Consider the following 18,084-nt stretch of genomic DNA (forward strand, 5'->3'; position numbering starts at 1 on the left):
TGATGTACACATTCTCTTACTTTTACCGAAAAAACAGCCTTCCTAGAAGAGTAGGAAGGCTACTGACTATTTCTTATTTAAAAAGGATAAGCAGAATAGACAATCCCCTTCTTTTCTCGGACTACCATAATGGATATTACAAATATGGAAACCTTCCTGATAAAGTCGAGCAAGATTATCATAGCCTTCTCCAATATCGAAACTTGTTCGGTCTGATGAATCAGGCTGAGATGCATTTTTCTTCGTAGGTCTCTTCTGCTGTACTTCTTTTTTTGCGGTTAACTCAAACCGCTTTCTTAATAGGTCATTTTCCAACTTTAGCGAATTATTTTCTTCCAAGATTTCCGCCAGGTGCTGCTTTAGTTCGCCAAGCTTGGTATACAATTGACCAATTTGTTCTTCCATATTAATGACTGAATCAAAGATTTCCTTTTTGTCCACGCATTCCACCTCATCAATCTGTGGATTGTATCGAAACGGCGCCCTCTTTCAAAATCTCATCCAGTGTATATTCAAGCACACGCCCTTGATCACTGTATTCTACTTGAAGTACGCGTTCTAATATATTTAAGCCGACAACCTTCCCAATTCCATGGGGTGTTTCAATCTTTTCTCCTAAATCAGGCAACTGCTCTTTCGCTGTTTCGTACTCATCATTTTCATATTTTAAGCAGCACATTAAGCGTCCACACAACCCTGAGATCTTCGTTGGATTTAATGATAGGTTTTGATCCTTTGCCATTTTAATTGAAACAGGATCAAAATCTCCTAGAAAAGTTGAGCAGCATAGCATTCTTCCGCATGGACCAATTCCACCGAGCATCTTGGCCTCATCCCGAACTCCAATTTGGCGTAGCTCAATTCTCGTTCGAAAAATAGCTGCTAAATCTTTAACCAGCTCCCGAAAATCGACTCTACCATCTGCAGTAAAATAGAAAATCACTTTATTGCGATCATAAGTGTATTCTACATCGACTAGCTTCATATCTAGCTGGTGTTCATTTACTTTCGCACCGCAAATTTCATACGCTTCCTTTGCTGCCTGTTTATTCTCTTCAACAATCAACTTATCCTTTTGATCTGCAAGTCTTAAAACTTTTTTAAGTGGTAGAACCACATCCTGTTCCTCAACTTGCTTACGGCCAGTTACAACTTTTCCGTACTCCACACCACGGACCGTTTCCACAATGACAAATTCATCCTTTTGAATTTGTAGTTCACCGGGATCAAAGTAATATATTTTCCCCGCTTTTTTAAAGCGAACTCCTACTACATCATACAAATGAAGATCCCTCCTGCAATTTTAACACAAGTTGTTCCATTAACAGCTGATGATTCATATTAGCATTCAGCATTCTTTTTGATTCTAAGATGGAAGTCATTTGTTCGGCCAAGCTTCGTCCTGATGAATGTAATGCGTATTGCTTTAATTGAACCAACTCTTTTTGAAAAACAACCTGGTCCTCTTTTCCGAGCTGTATATATAGTAAATCCTTATAAATAAGTAATAATAGATCAAGACCACGATCCAATTGTTCTTTATCTTTAAAGTGCTCAAACCATTTGTCTTGAAGATGGACTAACGCTTCAAGAGAATTCTTTTTAAGCACTTCATATAATTTTAACACTATCTTTTGTGCTTGTGCAAACCAATCATTCTGGTTTAGCTCTAAAGCTTCCTCAATATTATTGGTTAATTGCGCCAATAGTGGAGCCTCAGCTGGTTCAATCCCCTCTGCTATGAATGCTGCGATTAAATGTTTAGGAGATAATGGTGCGAACGTTAATATTTGGCATCTAGATAATATGGTCGGAAGGATCTTTTGAACCTGTTCTGTGATTAAAATGGCATAGGTCTGTTGATTAGGTTCCTCAAGAAATTTTAATAGACTATTAGCTGCATTTACTGTAATCCGATCAGCATGAACGATCATATAAATTTTTTTCTTTGATTCAACCCCAGTTTTTGAAAATTCCTCCTGTAGATCAAGGATTTGTTGTTTTTTAATTGATAGACCATCTGGCTCGATTAAATGGAAGTCCGGATGGTTACCTGTTTCAATTCGCTTACAGTTTACACATTGATTACACGGAAGGTAGCCTTCTAATGGCTCATGGCAAAAAAGGCTTTTTGCCAATATTAAACCAACTTCCTTCTTTCCAGTCCCTCTCATTCCTTCAAAAAGATAGGCGTGGGAGACTCGATTTCTTGTAATACTATTTTTCAACATTTTTAAAACAGTCTGTTGTACCTCTTCTAATTGAGTCCAATTTCTCGCCAACCCCATCACTCTCTATCCTTATTTATTAACGTGTAAGATTGCTTTAATTTGAGTTAGTGCTGCCGAGTATACCTCATCTACCGGCTTAGAAGCATCGACCACTTGAATTCTATCGGAAAACCTTTCAACTAACTGCAGATAGCCTTCCCGCACTCTCTGATGGAAATCGATTGTTTCTAAATCCAACCGATTCACTTCTCGTCCCTTATGTTGATTGATTCGACGCAAACCTAATTCTGGTTCGATATCAAAATAAAGCGTTAATACAGGCATCATATCCTCGATTGCAAACTGATTAATACTGAACACTTCATCCACTCCCAAACCACGTGCAAAGCCCTGATAAGCTAAAGAACTATCGATAAATCGATCACAAATGATGATTGCACCTTGTTCTAATGCCGGCTTCACTTTTTCAACTAAATGCTGCCTTCTTGCAGCAGCATATAACAAAGCTTCGGTTCGTGGGTCCATCGCTGTATTTTCCCTTGCCAATATAACATGACGAATTTGTTCAGCTATATCAATTCCACCTGGTTCCCTTGTTTGTACTACATTATAGCCGTACTGTTCCAGCTGAATAGCCAGCATTTGAATAATCGTTGTCTTACCAGCCCCTTCAGGACCTTCAATCGTAATAAATAAACCTTTATCTATCATTATGACGAAACCTCCAATATATGTAAAACCATTAAAAAGTAAAAAGATAGCCTTCTTTTAGCGACTCTCCGCCTTGAAACCTTGTCCCTTTTTCAAGTAACCAGTTAATATATTTAATATCTTCTTCTGTAATCTTTTCCCGGGATATAATAATGGAACACCTGGTGGATAGGGAACGATCATTTCCGCACTTATTTTTCCAATCGACTCTGAAAGGGAGCGTCTTGTTCGGCTCAGTTTTTCCATTTCTTTAAAACTCAATTCTAGTATCGATGTGCCCCGCTTTTGAATCAGAATGTTGTTATATTGAAAATTCTCTTGTACCAAATCATTTGGCATTTCAAGGGTTTTTATTAGCTCAATTACTTCATTAAAAGCGTAGGTTGCTTCTGCCTTTAGCAGGGGAACAACTAACAGGAGATTGGATGGATCGGCCATCTCAGCAAAAATACCGAGCTCCTCCATATGCAATTGTAACTCAAACCCGCTCCAGCCTCGAGTTGATTGAATCGTTATTTTTAATAAATCACCAAAATCATTTTTATATGGTAACACCTTTAGACCTGGTATTTCAGATAACTCTTTGCGAAATTTCTCTATTTGACTTTGAAGCTTATTTAAATCCCTTTGATTAAAAGTCCCTAGATAGCTTCGGGCAAGATCTAAAGAAGCCATAATTAGGTAGGATGGACTGCTAGACTGTAACATATGTAAGTATGTTTCTACTCTTTTTAATGAAATAATTGAGCTATTAAAGTGCAAATAAGAACCCATCGTCATAGCTGGCAATGTTTTATGTGCAGATTGTACTACTACATCTGCCCCCAATGTCAGTGCAGAGGCAGGGAAAGGCTCTCCTGCAATAAAATGGGCACCGTGTGCCTCGTCTACTAAAACAGGGATCTTCTTCTCATGTGCTATCTCAATAATCCTATCAAGTTGGAACACCATCCCATAGTAATTGGGGTAGGTAACAATCAGTGCTTTTGCCTGTGGATATTTTGTTATAGCAGTCTGTACAGCCTCAACCGACAATCCTGTAGCAACATGCCAATCATCATTATATTCAGGATTTATGAAAACTGGTTTGGCATGGGTTAATTGAAGTGCATGTAATATTGATTTATGACAGTTTCTTTGTACTAGAACTGTGTCTCCCTCTTTTATAGCGGCCATAACCATCGCTAAATTCCCAACCGTTGTCCCATTCACAAGGAAAAAGCTTTTCTTAACACGATAAAGTTCTGCCAAAAGTTGCTCAGACTCTAGAATAACACCTTCTGGTGAATGGAGATCATCCAAATCCGTTAATTCTGTTACATCAAGCTTTAACATATCAAGGTTAATTGAACGTGCAGCTTCAGGAATCACATGACCATTTTTATGGCCTGGTACATGAAATGAAATAGAGTTTTTATTTTTATGTGCTATAAGTTTATCAAATAATGGAGTTTTATATTGTTGGTTCATATCATCACCACTGCTTATCATTTGTTTATTTTCATATAATGTTTCTATTAATGGTCTCATTTATTTTAACAAAACCAACAGGATTAAACACTCCTTTCATGACTGAATGAAGTATTCATCCTTGTTCTTGTGAATACTCATCATTACTAAAATTTGTTCCAATAAAAAAAAGCGCTCTTATTGAGCACTTAAAAATTTTATGAGTAAATTTCTGGCTTTGTAGCCTTTTTTAATTGATGGATAAAATATTTATATTTAGGGTCATCCGTTTCTGTCTTAATTAAATCACTTTCACAATCTGTGCATATAAAGGATGTGTAAAGATGGATCCCTTTTAATTTTTTTTCCTCACAAACAACACAAGTTTCCTCTAAATGTTGTGAACTCATATTCCCACCTCCATACACCTATTCTGTCCGTGTTGATTTATTTGTATACAATATTATGAATATTCAACTCGCTAATGGCTGCATTTTATTGTATGATTTTTCTTCTGGTTGGGTGTATGTCTAGTCAATTCTTTTTTTAAAAAGCTGTTTTAAATATGTCTGTTGATTTCCGTTCTAGGTGCTCCCTTTCCGCGGGGAGTCCGGGAGCCTCCTCGGCGCCATAGCGCCTGCGGGGTCTCCCGTGACACCTTCTCCCGCAGGAGTCTCGCACCTTCCACTCCAATCAACAACTTATTCAAAAATCAACACCGTTTTTTAACACACTTTTAAAAAGTAAAAAAACAGCCTAAACGGCTGTTTTTTATCTTGTGCCCGGCAACGTCCTACTCTCACAGGGGGAGAGCCCCCAACTACCATTGGCGCTGAGAAGCTTAACTTCCGTGTTCGGTATGGGAACGGGTGTGACCTTCTCGCTATCGCCACCAGACTATTTAACTGAGAAAATTCATTCTCTCAAAACTAGATAATGTAGAAGAAGAAAAACTTTTTTTGGTTAAGTCCTCGATCGATTAGTATCAGTCAGCTCCACATGTCGCCACGCTTCCACCTCTGACCTATCAACCTGATCATCTTTCAGGGATCTTACTAGCTTGCGCTATGGGAAATCTCATCTTGAGGGGGGCTTCATGCTTAGATGCTTTCAGCACTTATCCCGTCCGCACATAGCTACCCAGCTATGCCTTTGGCAAGACAACTGGTACACCAGCGGTGCGTCCATCCCGGTCCTCTCGTACTAAGGACAGCTCCTCTCAAATTTCCTGCGCCCACGACGGATAGGGACCGAACTGTCTCACGACGTTCTGAACCCAGCTCGCGTACCGCTTTAATGGGCGAACAGCCCAACCCTTGGGACCGACTACAGCCCCAGGATGCGATGAGCCGACATCGAGGTGCCAAACCTCCCCGTCGATGTGGACTCTTGGGGGAGATAAGCCTGTTATCCCATGGGTAGCTTTTATCCGTTGAGCGATGGCCCTTCCATGCGGAACCACCGGATCACTAAGCCCGACTTTCGTCCCTGCTCGACTTGTAGGTCTCGCAGTCAAGCTCCCTTGTGCCTTTACACTCTACGAATGATTTCCAACCATTCTGAGGGAACCTTTGGGCGCCTCCGTTACTTTTTAGGAGGCGACCGCCCCAGTCAAACTGCCCACCTGACACTGTCTCCTACCCCGATCAGGGGTATGGGTTAGAATTTCAATACAGCCAGGGTAGTATCCCACCGATGCCTCCACCGAAGCTGGCGCTCCGGCTTCTACGGCTCCTACCTATCCTGTACAAGCTGTACCAAAATTCAATATCAGGCTACAGTAAAGCTCCACGGGGTCTTTCCGTCCTGTCGCGGGTAACCTGCATCTTCACAGGTACTATAATTTCACCGAGTCTCTCGTTGAGACAGTGCCCAGATCGTTACGCCTTTCGTGCGGGTCGGAACTTACCCGACAAGGAATTTCGCTACCTTAGGACCGTTATAGTTACGGCCGCCGTTTACTGGGGCTTCGGTTCAAAGCTTCGCTTGCGCTAACCTCTCCCCTTAACCTTCCAGCACCGGGCAGGCGTCAGCCCCTATACTTCGCCTTGCGGCTTTGCAGAGACCTGTGTTTTTGCTAAACAGTCGCCTGGGCCTATTCACTGCGGCTCTTCTAGGCTTTAACACCCAAAAGAGCACCCCTTCTCCCGAAGTTACGGGGTCATTTTGCCGAGTTCCTTAACGAGAGTTCTCTCGCTCACCTTAGGATTCTCTCCTCGACTACCTGTGTCGGTTTGCGGTACGGGCACCTTTTATCTCGCTAGAGGCTTTTCTTGGCAGTGTGGAATCAGGAACTTCGGTACTATATTTCCCTCGGCATCACAGCTCAGCCTTCTCGAAAATGGGATTTGCCTCATTTTCAGCCTAACTGCTTACACGCACATATCCAGCAGTGCGCTTACCCTATCCTCCTGCGTCCCCCCGTTGCTCAAACGATAATGAGGTGGTACAGGAATATCAACCTGTTATCCATCGCCTACGCCTTTCGGCCTCGGCTTAGGTCCCGACTAACCCTGAGCGGACGAGCCTTCCTCAGGAAACCTTAGTCATTCGGTGGATGGGATTCTCACCCATCTTTCGCTACTCATACCGGCATTCTCACTTCTAAGCGCTCCACCAGTCCTTACGGTCTAGCTTCAACGCCCTTAGAACGCTCTCCTACCACTGACATCGTAGATGTCAATCCACAGCTTCGGTGATACGTTTAGCCCCGGTACATTTTCGGCGCAGAGTCACTCGACCAGTGAGCTATTACGCACTCTTTAAATGGTGGCTGCTTCTAAGCCAACATCCTGGTTGTCTAAGCAACTCCACATCCTTTTCCACTTAACGTATACTTTGGGACCTTAGCTGGTGGTCTGGGCTGTTTCCCTTTTGACTACGGATCTTATCACTCGCAGTCTGACTCCCACGGATAAGTCTTTGGCATTCGGAGTTTGTCTGAATTCGGTAACCCGATGAGGGCCCCTAGTCCAAACAGTGCTCTACCTCCAAGACTCTTACTACGTGAGGCTAGCCCTAAAGCTATTTCGGAGAGAACCAGCTATCTCCAAGTTCGATTGGAATTTCTCCGCTACCCACACCTCATCCCCGCACTTTTCAACGTGCGTGGGTTCGGGCCTCCAGTTGGTGTTACCCAACCTTCACCCTGGACATGGGTAGATCACCTGGTTTCGGGTCTACGACCACATACTCATACGCCCTATTCAGACTCGCTTTCGCTGCGGCTCCGTCTTCTCAACTTAACCTTGCATGTAATCGTAACTCGCCGGTTCATTCTACAAAAGGCACGCCATCACCCATTAACGGGCTCTGACTACTTGTAGGCACACGGTTTCAGGATCTCTTTCACTCCCCTTCCAGGGTGCTTTTCACCTTTCCCTCACGGTACTGGTTCACTATCGGTCACTAGGGAGTATTTAGCCTTGGGAGATGGTCCTCCCTGCTTCCGACCGGATTTCACGTGTCTAGGCCGTACTCAGGATCCACTCAGGAGGGAACGAAGTTTCAACTACAGGGTTTTTACCTTCTTTGACGGACCTTTCCAGATCTCTTCATTTACCCCGTTCCTTTGTAACTCCATGTTGAGTGTCCTACAACCCCAAGAGGCAAGCCTCTTGGTTTGGGCTATGTCCCGTTTCGCTCGCCGCTACTCAGGGAATCGCGTTTGCTTTCTCTTCCTCCTGGGTACTTAGATGTTTCAGTTCCCCGGGTGTGCCTTCAATACCCTATGTATTCAGGTAAAGATACTACTCCATTACGAGTAGTGGGTTCCCCCATTCGGAAATCTCCGGATCAAAGCTTACTTACAGCTCCCCGAAGCATATCGGTGTTAGTACCGTCCTTCATCGGCTCCTAGTGCCAAGGCATCCACCGTGCGCCCTTTCTAACTTAACCTAAAGGTTAATTCTCTTATTATTAAGAGAGAAAAAACTAATGTGGTGTTTCTTGTTTTCTTCTTCTTACGATTATCTAGTTTTCAAGGAACAAAAAATAACGACATGGTGCAATCGTTATGATTGGTGGAGTCTAGGGGGATCGAACCCCTGACCTCCTGCGTGCAAGGCAGGCGCTCTCCCAGCTGAGCTAAGACCCCGTTATGGGTTATGGTGGGCCTAAATGGACTCGAACCATCGACCTCACGCTTATCAGGCGTGCGCTCTAACCAGCTGAGCTATAGGCCCATATATAACGGATAAATATTAAACTTTTGAGAAATTGCTCTCTCAAAACTAAACAAACCAAACAGTCAACAGTACAGACCAGAAGGTCTGCATTCCGATTGTCTTTACGACAATATCCTTAGAAAGGAGGTGATCCAGCCGCACCTTCCGATACGGCTACCTTGTTACGACTTCACCCCAATCATCTGTCCCACCTTAGGCGGCTGGCTCCTTACGGTTACCCCACCGACTTCGGGTGTTACAAACTCTCGTGGTGTGACGGGCGGTGTGTACAAGGCCCGGGAACGTATTCACCGCGGCATGCTGATCCGCGATTACTAGCGATTCCAGCTTCATGTAGGCGAGTTGCAGCCTACAATCCGAACTGAGAATGGTTTTATGGGATTGGCTCGACCTCGCGGTTTCGCGACCCTTTGTACCATCCATTGTAGCACGTGTGTAGCCCAGGTCATAAGGGGCATGATGATTTGACGTCATCCCCACCTTCCTCCGGTTTGTCACCGGCAGTCACCTTAGAGTGCCCAACTAAATGCTGGCAACTAAGATCAAGGGTTGCGCTCGTTGCGGGACTTAACCCAACATCTCACGACACGAGCTGACGACAACCATGCACCACCTGTCACTCTGTCCCCCGAAGGGGAACGTCCTATCTCTAGGAGTGTCAGAGGATGTCAAGACCTGGTAAGGTTCTTCGCGTTGCTTCGAATTAAACCACATGCTCCACCGCTTGTGCGGGCCCCCGTCAATTCCTTTGAGTTTCAGCCTTGCGGCCGTACTCCCCAGGCGGAGTGCTTAATGCGTTTGCTGCAGCACTAAAGGGCGGAAACCCTCTAACACTTAGCACTCATCGTTTACGGCGTGGACTACCAGGGTATCTAATCCTGTTCGCTCCCCACGCTTTCGCGCCTCAGCGTCAGTTACAGACCAAAGAGCCGCCTTCGCCACTGGTGTTCCTCCACATCTCTACGCATTTCACCGCTACACGTGGAATTCCGCTCTTCTCTTCTGCACTCAAGTTCCCCAGTTTCCAATGACCCTCCCCGGTCAGCCAGGGGCTTTCACATCAGACTTAAGGAACCGCCTGCGCGCGCTTTACGCCCAATAATTCCGGACAACGCTTGCCACCTACGTATTACCGCGGCTGCTGGCACGTAGTTAGCCGTGGCTTTCTGGTTAGGTACCGTCAAGGTACCGGCAGTTACTCCGGTACTTGTTCTTCCCTAACAACAGAGCTTTACGACCCGAAGGCCTTCTTCGCTCACGCGGCGTTGCTCCGTCAGACTTTCGTCCATTGCGGAAGATTCCCTACTGCTGCCTCCCGTAGGAGTCTGGGCCGTGTCTCAGTCCCAGTGTGGCCGATCACCCTCTCAGGTCGGCTACGCATCGTCGCCTTGGTGAGCCGTTACCTCACCAACTAGCTAATGCGCCGCGGGCCCATCTGTAAGTGACAGCCGAAACCGTCTTTCAGCTTTCCCTCATGAGAGGGAAAGGATTATCCGGTATTAGCTCCGGCTTCCCGAAGTTATCCCAGTCTTACAGGCAGGTTGCCCACGTGTTACTCACCCGTCCGCCGCTGATATCAGGGAGCAAGCTCCCATCAATCCGCTCGACTTGCATGTATTAGGCACGCCGCCAGCGTTCGTCCTGAGCCAGGATCAAACTCTCCAAGAAAGTTGATTTAGCTCAAAAATGTTACGTTGGCTAGTGTATTATAACCGAAGTTATAAGCACTAAAATTTATTATTGTTGACGTTTGTTTGTTTAGTTTTCAAAGAACAATATTTTCTTTATCGCTCAGAAGCGACTTTATTAATATAACATTTTCGCATCGAAGTGTCAAACACTTTTTTGAAAATATTATTTGTCGTTCATGACGACGTTTTTTATAATATCACGGGATTATTTATTCGTCAACAAATAAATAAAAAAATCCGCCATAACGTGACGGATAAATTATAACACTTATATAATCCATGTCTGAACCGCAACGAGTGCCATTAAGCCCGGAATCCCTAGAAACCCGGAAATGGCTGTAGTAATAAAATTAATCGGAACATTAATTCCATATTGGTTTCCAAAGGTGTTTAAAAAAAACAGAAACATCGCTCCAATTAAAAGCTTAATAACTCCTTGTCCAATATATCGAATTGGTTTAACGGGTGCACCAATAAATAGTAGTAACAGAACTAACCCTACAATGAGAGAGATAATAACAACTGGTTCCAAATAAAAATAACCCCCTACCATAATGTCTTTTACTAGAAGGATATGTACAAGTATCCTAAAAAAGACCATGGTAGAAGGTTTGAAAAATTTATTTCCTTATTGAAATATTTCTGTGTTTCGCTTCTCTTATTAAAAAGAAATATTTTATTTCAGCTAGCTTCGTTTCACTAATAATTTCTTCTGACGGGTCTAAGCATTTTTCAATAAGTGCTTTCTGATTGCTCCAATCGCTTCGAGCAGCAGAAAGCTGATCTAAAAGTTTTTCATCGAATTCTTTTCGAAGACGACCTTTTCTTTGGAAAAACATGAAAATTCCCCCGTGTTTCTAAACTTCTCTTCTTCCTTCTAATGCTTTTGAAAGGGTCACTTCATCCGCATACTCCAAATCACCGCCAACAGGTAAGCCATGTGCAATTCGAGTAATTCTAATACCTGATGGCTTTAATAAGCGAGAGATATACATTGCGGTTGCTTCTCCCTCGATATTAGGGTTCGTAGCAAGTATAACCTCCTCAACGGTTTCATCTTGGAGTCTTTTCAGTAATTCAGGTATTTTAATATCCTCTGGACCAATCCCATCCATTGGTGATATAGCACCATGTAAAACATGATACAAACCGGAAAACTCTCTCATTTTTTCCATTGCAATAACATCTTTTGGATCCTGAACAACACAAATGACCGAACGGTCTCTTCGCTGATCCTCACATATATAACATGGATCTTGATCTGTTATATGACCACAAACAGAACAATAGGTTAGATTTCTTTTAGCATTTACTAAAGCTTTTGCAAAATCTAATACAATATCTTCCTTCATACTTAATACAAAAAACGCCAGTCTTGAAGCCGTTTTGGGGCCAATCCCCGGCAATTTCATAAAGCTGTCAATCAGCTTAGAAATCGGTTCAGGATAATGCATATCTTCTCATTCCTTCTAGAACAATCCAGGAAGGTTCATTCCTTTTGTAAATTGTCCCATTGTGTTGTTTACTAAGTCTTCAGCCTTTTTTAATGCATCGTTTGTTGCAGCTAGCACTAAGTCCTGAAGCATTTCGATATCATCTGGATCCACTGCTTCTGGTTTAATATTAACTTCCACCACTTCTTTATGACCAGTCACAATTACAGTAACGACTCCACCTGCAGTACCTTCGATTCTTTTTCTCCAAGTTCTTCTTGAGCCTTGGCCATTTGTTTTTGCATTTTTTGCATTTGTTTCATCATTCCTTGCATGTTTCCACCGCGCATCATAAATAAAAAACCTCCAATTAATTTAATTTGCTTTATTCTTTAATTTCTACCAATTCCTCACCAAAAAGCCGTTTAGCCTCAGCAATTAATGGATCTTCCGTTTTTTCATTTGACCCATTTTCGGAATCATGGTTTTGACTTGATAAGAAGCTTTCTCGTATATTATGCCATTGATCCTCAGGTACGCCTAGAAATTGCATTCTTTTCCCAAGTAATTCTTCCATGATCTGAGACACTGTTTCGATAAAACGATTGTTATCCATCGCCATTTGACAATGAATTTCATATTTGAACTTAATTATAAACGTATGTTCAGAAGCTGCTACAGGTTCAGCATCGTTTAGTAGGGCAGCCTGTGAGCGCATTTGTCTTTGAGACAACTGGGCAAGCATTTCACCCCACTTACTTTTAATCAAATTTAAATTTGGTTTTGTAGCACTTTTAAGGATTTCATTTATTTTTCCAACTGGGGCTTGAAATCCTTTCCTTGAGCTCCGTTGAGCTGGTTGAGGTGTAGCTGTTGCTTGTTGCTCTATTTGAATACCGGTTGTACTTAAAGTCTTAATTTTTTCTTCTAACTGCTCAATTTTGGTTATCAGCTTATCAATCGTTGGGGATGAAGCAGCTTCTACTAAGTTAGGAGTTTGCTGCAAATGGCAAAGCTTTACGATTGCAACCTCTAAAAAAATTCGTGGATGGTTCGTCCAACGCATCTCCTGTTGAGTTTTATTCAACAATTCAATCAAATCGTAAATACGATTTTGATCAATTTCGTTAGCAATTTGTTTAAAATCCTCATCTGCCATTGCTTTTTCCATTGATTCTTCTAATAATGGAGCCGTTTTATACAATAGCATGTCACGATAATAAAATATAAAATCTTCAATGAATCGTGATGGATCCTTCCCATTTGCCAATAAACTGTCCAACGACTCTAAACCAGCTGCAGTGTCTTGATCTAACATCGCTCTAGCCAACCGATTTAAGAAATCTTGTGATACGGAGCCGGTGACAGTCAATGCATCTTCAAGCGTAAGTCTGTCCTGACTGAACGAAATTGCCTGGTCGAGCAAGCTTAAGGCATCTCTCATTCCACCTTCTGCAGCCTTGGCAATTACATGGAGCGCCTGTTCCTCATAATCAACACCCGTTTCATTGACGATTAGTTTCATTCTGCCGACGATAGACTTTGCTGTAATTCGCTTAAAATCAAAACGTTGACACCTTGAAATAATCGTTAATGGAATTTTATGCGGTTCGGTTGTAGCTAAAATGAAAATAACGTGCTTAGGTGGTTCTTCCAGTGTTTTTAATAATGCATTAAAAGCACCGATGGTTAACATATGTACTTCGTCGACAATATAGACTTTATACTTTACAGAGCTCGGGGCATACTTTACTTTATCACGAATATCGCGAATTTCTTCGACACCATTATTGGATGCAGCATCAATTTCGATCACATCAGGAATCGAGCCATCGGTAATTCCTTTGCAGGATGCGCATTCATTACATGGTTCACTAATCGGAGCTCTTTCGCAATTGACTGCCTTAGCTAAAATTTTTGCAGCACTTGTTTTCCCTGTTCCACGAGGTCCAGAAAAAAGATAAGCATGGGAAATTTTTTGCTGTAGCAGGGCGTTCTGTAAAGTTTTCGTTACATGCTCTTGTCCTACTACATCAATAAATGTTTGCGGACGCCAAACACGATATAAAGCTTGATAACTCACTGACATCGCCCCTTTCCATCAAGTTCAAGGCACAAAAAATAAGCACCCTGCCCAATCTTAATAAACATCTTCTCTATTATAACTTATCCATTTTGGATTTTACAAAACGAATAAGGACAAAAACAAAAAACTCATCTCAAATTTGAGATGAGTTTGGCGTTCGGTATGTATACCGTGCACCCTCCTTCGACTGACGACCATAAGCGTTACTTAAGCAGTTAGCTCGGCCCAGGCAACCCTGCGGCACATGGGAGCTTCCACTTAATGCTGCTTCCTTCCAGGACCTGACATGGTTCATGGATTCCCATTGCGCAGGACCCGGGCGTCAACGCCACTTACTTAAGGCAGACCCTACAGTCAGCCAGCCTCAGTGAGGGGATTCAGCCTCGCTAGAGCGGATTGCGAGTACAGGGCACCGCTACCTCCCCGCTTAGCACGGTAATTAGAAGTATACTAGGATTCGACGGAAAATGCAACGTGTATCAATTGTTAATTAATGTAAGCCCTCTGTTTCAACGGTTTTGAGCTTCTTCTCTGCCTTTTTCCGCTCCCGAATCCCTTTAAAAAAATCCGTCAACAGCTCACCACATTCTTTTTCTAGTACACCAGACACGACTTTACTACGATGATTAAAGCGTTCATCCTCAGGGAGATTCATAAATGTCCCCGCACATCCACCCTTTGGATCACTTGCACCATAAACAACTCGCTCAATCCGCGACAATATTACCGCTCCAGCACACATCGGGCATGGCTCTAAGGTTACATATAAGGTGGCGTGTTCCAGTCTCCATGTCCCAAGCTTCTTGCACGCCTGATCAATTGCCAGGAGCTCCGCATGAGCCAGGGCATTTTGATTGGTTTCACGCAAATTATGGGCTCGAGCGATGATTTCTCCATTTAGAACAACGATGGCACCAATAGGGACTTCGTTTTTTCCTTCCGCTTTTTTGGCTTCGTTAATGGCTTCAAGCATATAGGACTCATCTTGGTTTATGTGATTGTTCATAGCGACCTCTTTTTTACTCATCGTTTTTTCCCATTTTACACGAAGGGCAGTTTCAATGCACCTTTATGGTTAGCTCAAGTCCGAATAACAAACTTGTGAACGTTTAAATATTTACGAGGCATCATTTATTTATTTTTCCAATCATAAAATGATAATATTTATTGCCTTTTTAAGGAGGATTATCATGCAAATTCATGTGGTACAGCCTAATCAATCCTTGTTTGGAATCGCTCAAGCGTATAATACAACTGTTACCGATATCGTTGAGGCCAACGATATCCCTAACCCGAATCGTCTGGTTGGAGGCCAGGCTCTAGTCATACCGATTATCGGCAGCTTTTATTGGGTGCAAGCCGGGATAGTCTATGGTCAATTGGGCGAAAATTCAAGATTAACTATCAGCAATTAGCTACCCTAAACAGAATTCCTGCAAATTATCCGCTCTCTGTGGGAATGAGACTATATATTCCACCTCGTCCTAAGCGGAATGGTGAAATTAATGCTTATGTTGAACCACGAGGAACAACGGTTGCTCCTGCATTGGAGGCAAGCGCACGTGACGCTGCACCTTATTTAACCTATCTGGCTCCGTTTAGTTTTCAAGCCTTGCGCGATGGAAGTCTGAAAGAGCCACTCTTAAATAATTTCCCAGCTATTGCGAGAGCCAATAATAATACGTTAATGATGGTAGTCACGAATCAAGAAAATGACCAATTTAACGCTGAATTAGGGCATATTCTCCTTACTAATATCGAAATTCAAAATCGCTTTCTTAATAATATAGTCACAACAGCTAAAAAATATGGATTTAGGGATATCCATTTCGATTTTGAGTTCCTACTTCCAACAGATCGCGAAGCCTATAATCGCTTTTTACGGAAAGCGCGCGATCGCTTTAAACAGGAGGGCTGGCTTATTTCGACTGCCTTGGCACCTAAAACGAGTGCCACCCAAAAGGGAGAATGGTATGAAGCTCATGATTACCAGGCCCATGGTGAGATCGTTGACTTTGTTGTCATTATGACGTACGAGTGGGGCTATAGCGGTGGACCAGCAATGGCGGTTTCACCTATTGATCAGGTCAGACGAGTATTGACTTATGCTTTAACGGAAATGCCTGGACAAAAGATTATGATGGGTCAAAACTTATATGGCTATGATTGGACTTTACCATTTGTTCAAGGGAGTGTCGCTCGAGCGATTAGCCCCCAGCAAGGGATTGCGCTGGCCGCGGAACATAATGTGTCAATACAATACGATACGAAGGCGCAAGCCCCTCACTTTAATTATCGAGATAACCAAGGGCGGGAACATGAAGTCTGGTTTGAGGATGCCCGTTCAATACAGGCAAAGTTTGATTTGATTAAAGAGCTAAATCTGAGAGGTATTAGCTATTGGAAGCTCGGCCTTGCCTTCCCACAAAACTGGCTTCTCATCCTCGAAAACTTCAATGTGGTAAAACGGTAGAACATATTTCAGAGAAATAAGATAGCAATATATTGGCTTTATATAAGGATTTGTTTACTCTATTTCGATATTTTGCACAGTGTTGATTGGAGCGGAAGGTGCGAGACTCCTGCGGGAGAAGGTGGCACGGGAGACCCCGTAGGCGCTTTAGCGCCGAGGAGGCTCCCGGACTCCCCGCGGAAAGGGAGCACCTGGAGCGGAAATCAACACTCAAGTTAAACACTGCCTTTTATCAAAAAATACATATAATATCCTAGTTCGATTCCAGGTTGTTGTGTGGTACAATATCCTTTGCGTCATTTTCAATTAAGTTATATTGAAATAATTAATAAAGGTACCGATAGAGAGATAAAATGAGGAGGACAACGATGGAGGGAACGCCTTTTATCACTGTAGAAGGTCCGATTGGTGTAGGGAAAACCTCTCTTGCTAAAGCAATATCTGACCATTTTCAGTTTACCCTGTTAAAAGAAATAGTTGACGAAAACCCCTTCCTAGGGAAATTTTATGAAAACATCGAAGAATGGAGCTTTCAAACGGAGATGTTCTTCCTTTGTAATCGCTATAAGCAATTAGGAGACATCAATGGATATTATTTATCAAATAATCAACCGGTTGTAGCCGATTATCATATATTTAAAAACCTAATCTTTGCAGAGCGTACATTAAATAAGATTGAGTATCAGAAATACTATCAAATCTATCAAATTTTAACGGCAGATATGCCCAAACCAAATGTAATTATTTATTTGAACGCCAGCCTTGATACACTACTCGATCGGATTCAATTAAGAGGGCGTTCTGTTGAAAAGAATATTAGTCCACTTTACTTAGAGCAATTATCCATTGATTATGAAAATGCCATGCTTGCCTTTGAAAAGAACCATCCTGAGATCCCAGTATTGAGGTTTAATGGAGATAATCTTGATTTTGTTAAACACAAGCAGGACTTACACTTAATTCTCGAAACCCTCTCTTACCATGTTGACAAAAGGAGCCCACAACCATGAATCTTCGCATGAAATATCAAATTCCTACGAATGCTGTAATTACGATAGCCGGTACAGTCGGTGTAGGGAAATCTACGATGACCCATGCCTTAGCAGATGCATTAGAATTTAGAACATCATTAGAGAGTGTTGACTCTAACCCTTATTTAGATAAATTTTATGCTGATTTTAATCGATGGAGCTTCCATCTGCAGGTTTATTTTTTAGCTGAACGCTTTAAGGAGCAAAAAAGAATCTTTGAATATGGTGGTGGCTTTATTCAGGATCGTTCGATTTATGAAGATACAGGGATTTTTGCTAAGATGCATTTTGAAAAAGGAACAATGTCCAAAACGGATTATGAAACCTATACGAATTTATTCGACGCAATGGTGATGACACCTTATTTCCCACATCCTCATTTATTGATTTATTTAGAAGGCTCAATTGATGATATTCTGGAGCGGATTAAAAAACGCGGTCGACTGATGGAACAACAAACACCGGTGGATTATTGGTATGAAATGCATAAACGCTACGAGGATTGGATTAACTCGTTTAATTCTTGCCCAGTTCTCCGTTTAGATATTAAAGATTATGACCTTGCTGAAGATGCTGGCTCAATTGAGCCGATTATTGAGCGTATTTCTTATCATATGAAGCAAACACAATTGTTGATGAGATAGTTAATAGCTTTTAACCAGTATGCAAAAGCGCATACTGGTTTTTTGTATTTCTGGGAAACACGAGCTTTGTTCATAAATTTGTCGAATTTTCTTTATGCAAAGCCAAAAAAACCCGCTACTTAAAAAGTAGCGAGCTTCAATCTCCAAT

At 42.4% G+C, this 18,084-nt stretch carries 13 protein-coding genes, 2 tRNA genes, 3 rRNA genes, 1 other RNA gene and 2 pseudogenes; 3 read left to right on the plus strand and 18 right to left on the minus strand.

Features of this window, described 5'->3' with window-relative positions; genetic code table 11:
* Nucleotides 1-66: 66 nt before the first annotated feature.
* The 18 genes and pseudogenes from yabA to tadA all read right to left on the minus strand — a co-directional run bounded on the left by yabA (nt 67) and on the right by tadA (nt 14,815).
* The gene (gene yabA / locus RGF10_RS00730) at nt 67-441 is read right to left on the minus strand and encodes a DNA replication initiation control protein YabA (protein ID WP_318506419.1); all 375 of its coding nucleotides are present in this window, start codon (nt 439-441) and stop codon (nt 67-69) included.
* 13 nt (nt 442-454) lie between these two features.
* Nucleotides 455-1,282, minus strand: a complete 828-nt coding sequence (locus RGF10_RS00735) for a PSP1 domain-containing protein (RefSeq protein WP_318506421.1) — start codon at nt 1,280-1,282, stop codon at nt 455-457.
* On the minus strand, nt 1,275-2,282 hold the full coding sequence (gene holB / locus RGF10_RS00740; protein ID WP_318509277.1) for a DNA polymerase III subunit delta': 1,008 nt from the start codon (nt 2,280-2,282) through the stop codon (nt 1,275-1,277). The genes RGF10_RS00735 and holB overlap by 8 nt, the downstream gene beginning before the upstream one ends.
* A gap of 18 nt (nt 2,283-2,300) precedes the next feature.
* Nucleotides 2,301-2,939 (minus strand): dTMP kinase, encoded by a 639-nt coding sequence (gene tmk, locus RGF10_RS00745; protein ID WP_318509279.1) that lies wholly within the window; start codon nt 2,937-2,939, stop codon nt 2,301-2,303.
* 60 nt (nt 2,940-2,999) lie between these two features.
* On the minus strand, nt 3,000-4,472 hold the full coding sequence (locus RGF10_RS00750; protein WP_318506423.1) for an aminotransferase class I/II-fold pyridoxal phosphate-dependent enzyme: 1,473 nt from the start codon (nt 4,470-4,472) through the stop codon (nt 3,000-3,002).
* Nucleotides 4,473-4,609: 137 nt separating this feature from the next.
* Nucleotides 4,610-4,801, minus strand: coding sequence for a sigma factor G inhibitor Gin (locus RGF10_RS00755; RefSeq protein ID WP_318506425.1), 192 nt, complete (start codon nt 4,799-4,801; stop codon nt 4,610-4,612).
* A 370-nt stretch (nt 4,802-5,171) separates the two neighbouring features.
* A 5S ribosomal RNA gene (gene rrf / locus RGF10_RS00760) occupies nt 5,172-5,288 on the minus strand.
* A 62-nt stretch (nt 5,289-5,350) separates the two neighbouring features.
* Nucleotides 5,351-8,288, minus strand: a 23S ribosomal RNA gene (locus RGF10_RS00765).
* 123 nt (nt 8,289-8,411) lie between these two features.
* Nucleotides 8,412-8,487: transfer RNA gene (locus tag RGF10_RS00770), tRNA-Ala, on the minus strand.
* A gap of 11 nt (nt 8,488-8,498) precedes the next feature.
* Nucleotides 8,499-8,575, minus strand: a tRNA-Ile gene (locus RGF10_RS00775).
* Between the two features lie 122 nt (nt 8,576-8,697).
* A 16S ribosomal RNA gene (locus tag RGF10_RS00780) occupies nt 8,698-10,246 on the minus strand.
* The 16S, 23S and 5S rRNA genes sit together here with 2 tRNA genes alongside, the layout of an rRNA operon.
* A gap of 291 nt (nt 10,247-10,537) precedes the next feature.
* Nucleotides 10,538-10,801: a pro-sigmaK processing inhibitor BofA family protein gene (locus RGF10_RS00785; RefSeq protein ID WP_318506427.1), complete on the minus strand. Its 264-nt coding sequence runs from the start codon at nt 10,799-10,801 to the stop codon at nt 10,538-10,540.
* An 88-nt stretch (nt 10,802-10,889) separates the two neighbouring features.
* Complete coding sequence (locus tag RGF10_RS00790; protein WP_318506429.1) at nt 10,890-11,108, minus strand: YaaL family protein; 219 nt, start codon at nt 11,106-11,108, stop codon at nt 10,890-10,892.
* Between the two features lie 18 nt (nt 11,109-11,126).
* Nucleotides 11,127-11,723: a recombination mediator RecR gene (gene recR / locus RGF10_RS00795; protein WP_318506431.1), complete on the minus strand. Its 597-nt coding sequence runs from the start codon at nt 11,721-11,723 to the stop codon at nt 11,127-11,129.
* Between the two features lie 15 nt (nt 11,724-11,738).
* Nucleotides 11,739-12,055 (minus strand): annotated as a pseudogene (locus RGF10_RS00800) (YbaB/EbfC family nucleoid-associated protein).
* Nucleotides 12,056-12,087: 32 nt separating this feature from the next.
* Nucleotides 12,088-13,785, minus strand: coding sequence for a DNA polymerase III subunit gamma/tau (gene dnaX / locus RGF10_RS00805; protein ID WP_318506433.1), 1,698 nt, complete (start codon nt 13,783-13,785; stop codon nt 12,088-12,090).
* 172 nt (nt 13,786-13,957) lie between these two features.
* Nucleotides 13,958-14,224, minus strand: an RNA gene (gene ffs / locus RGF10_RS00810) — signal recognition particle sRNA large type.
* A 54-nt stretch (nt 14,225-14,278) separates the two neighbouring features.
* Nucleotides 14,279-14,815, minus strand: coding sequence for a tRNA adenosine(34) deaminase TadA (gene tadA / locus RGF10_RS00815; protein WP_318506434.1), 537 nt, complete (start codon nt 14,813-14,815; stop codon nt 14,279-14,281).
* 163 nt (nt 14,816-14,978) lie between these two features.
* Here tadA and RGF10_RS00820 point away from each other — a divergent pair.
* From RGF10_RS00820 to RGF10_RS00830, 3 genes and pseudogenes are all read left to right on the plus strand, one after another.
* A pseudogene (locus RGF10_RS00820) lies at nt 14,979-16,261 on the plus strand (glycosyl hydrolase family 18 protein).
* Nucleotides 16,262-16,629: 368 nt separating this feature from the next.
* Nucleotides 16,630-17,271, plus strand: coding sequence for a deoxynucleoside kinase (locus RGF10_RS00825; RefSeq protein WP_318506436.1), 642 nt, complete (start codon nt 16,630-16,632; stop codon nt 17,269-17,271).
* Nucleotides 17,268-17,936, plus strand: coding sequence for a deoxynucleoside kinase (locus tag RGF10_RS00830; RefSeq protein WP_318506438.1), 669 nt, complete (start codon nt 17,268-17,270; stop codon nt 17,934-17,936). Before RGF10_RS00825 ends, RGF10_RS00830 begins: the two co-directional genes overlap by 4 nt.
* The last annotated feature ends 148 nt before the right edge of the window (nt 17,937-18,084 follow it).

This window comes from Bacillus sp. T3 (assembly GCF_033449965.1).
Classification (GTDB): domain Bacteria; phylum Bacillota; class Bacilli; order Bacillales; family Cytobacillaceae; genus Bacillus_BU.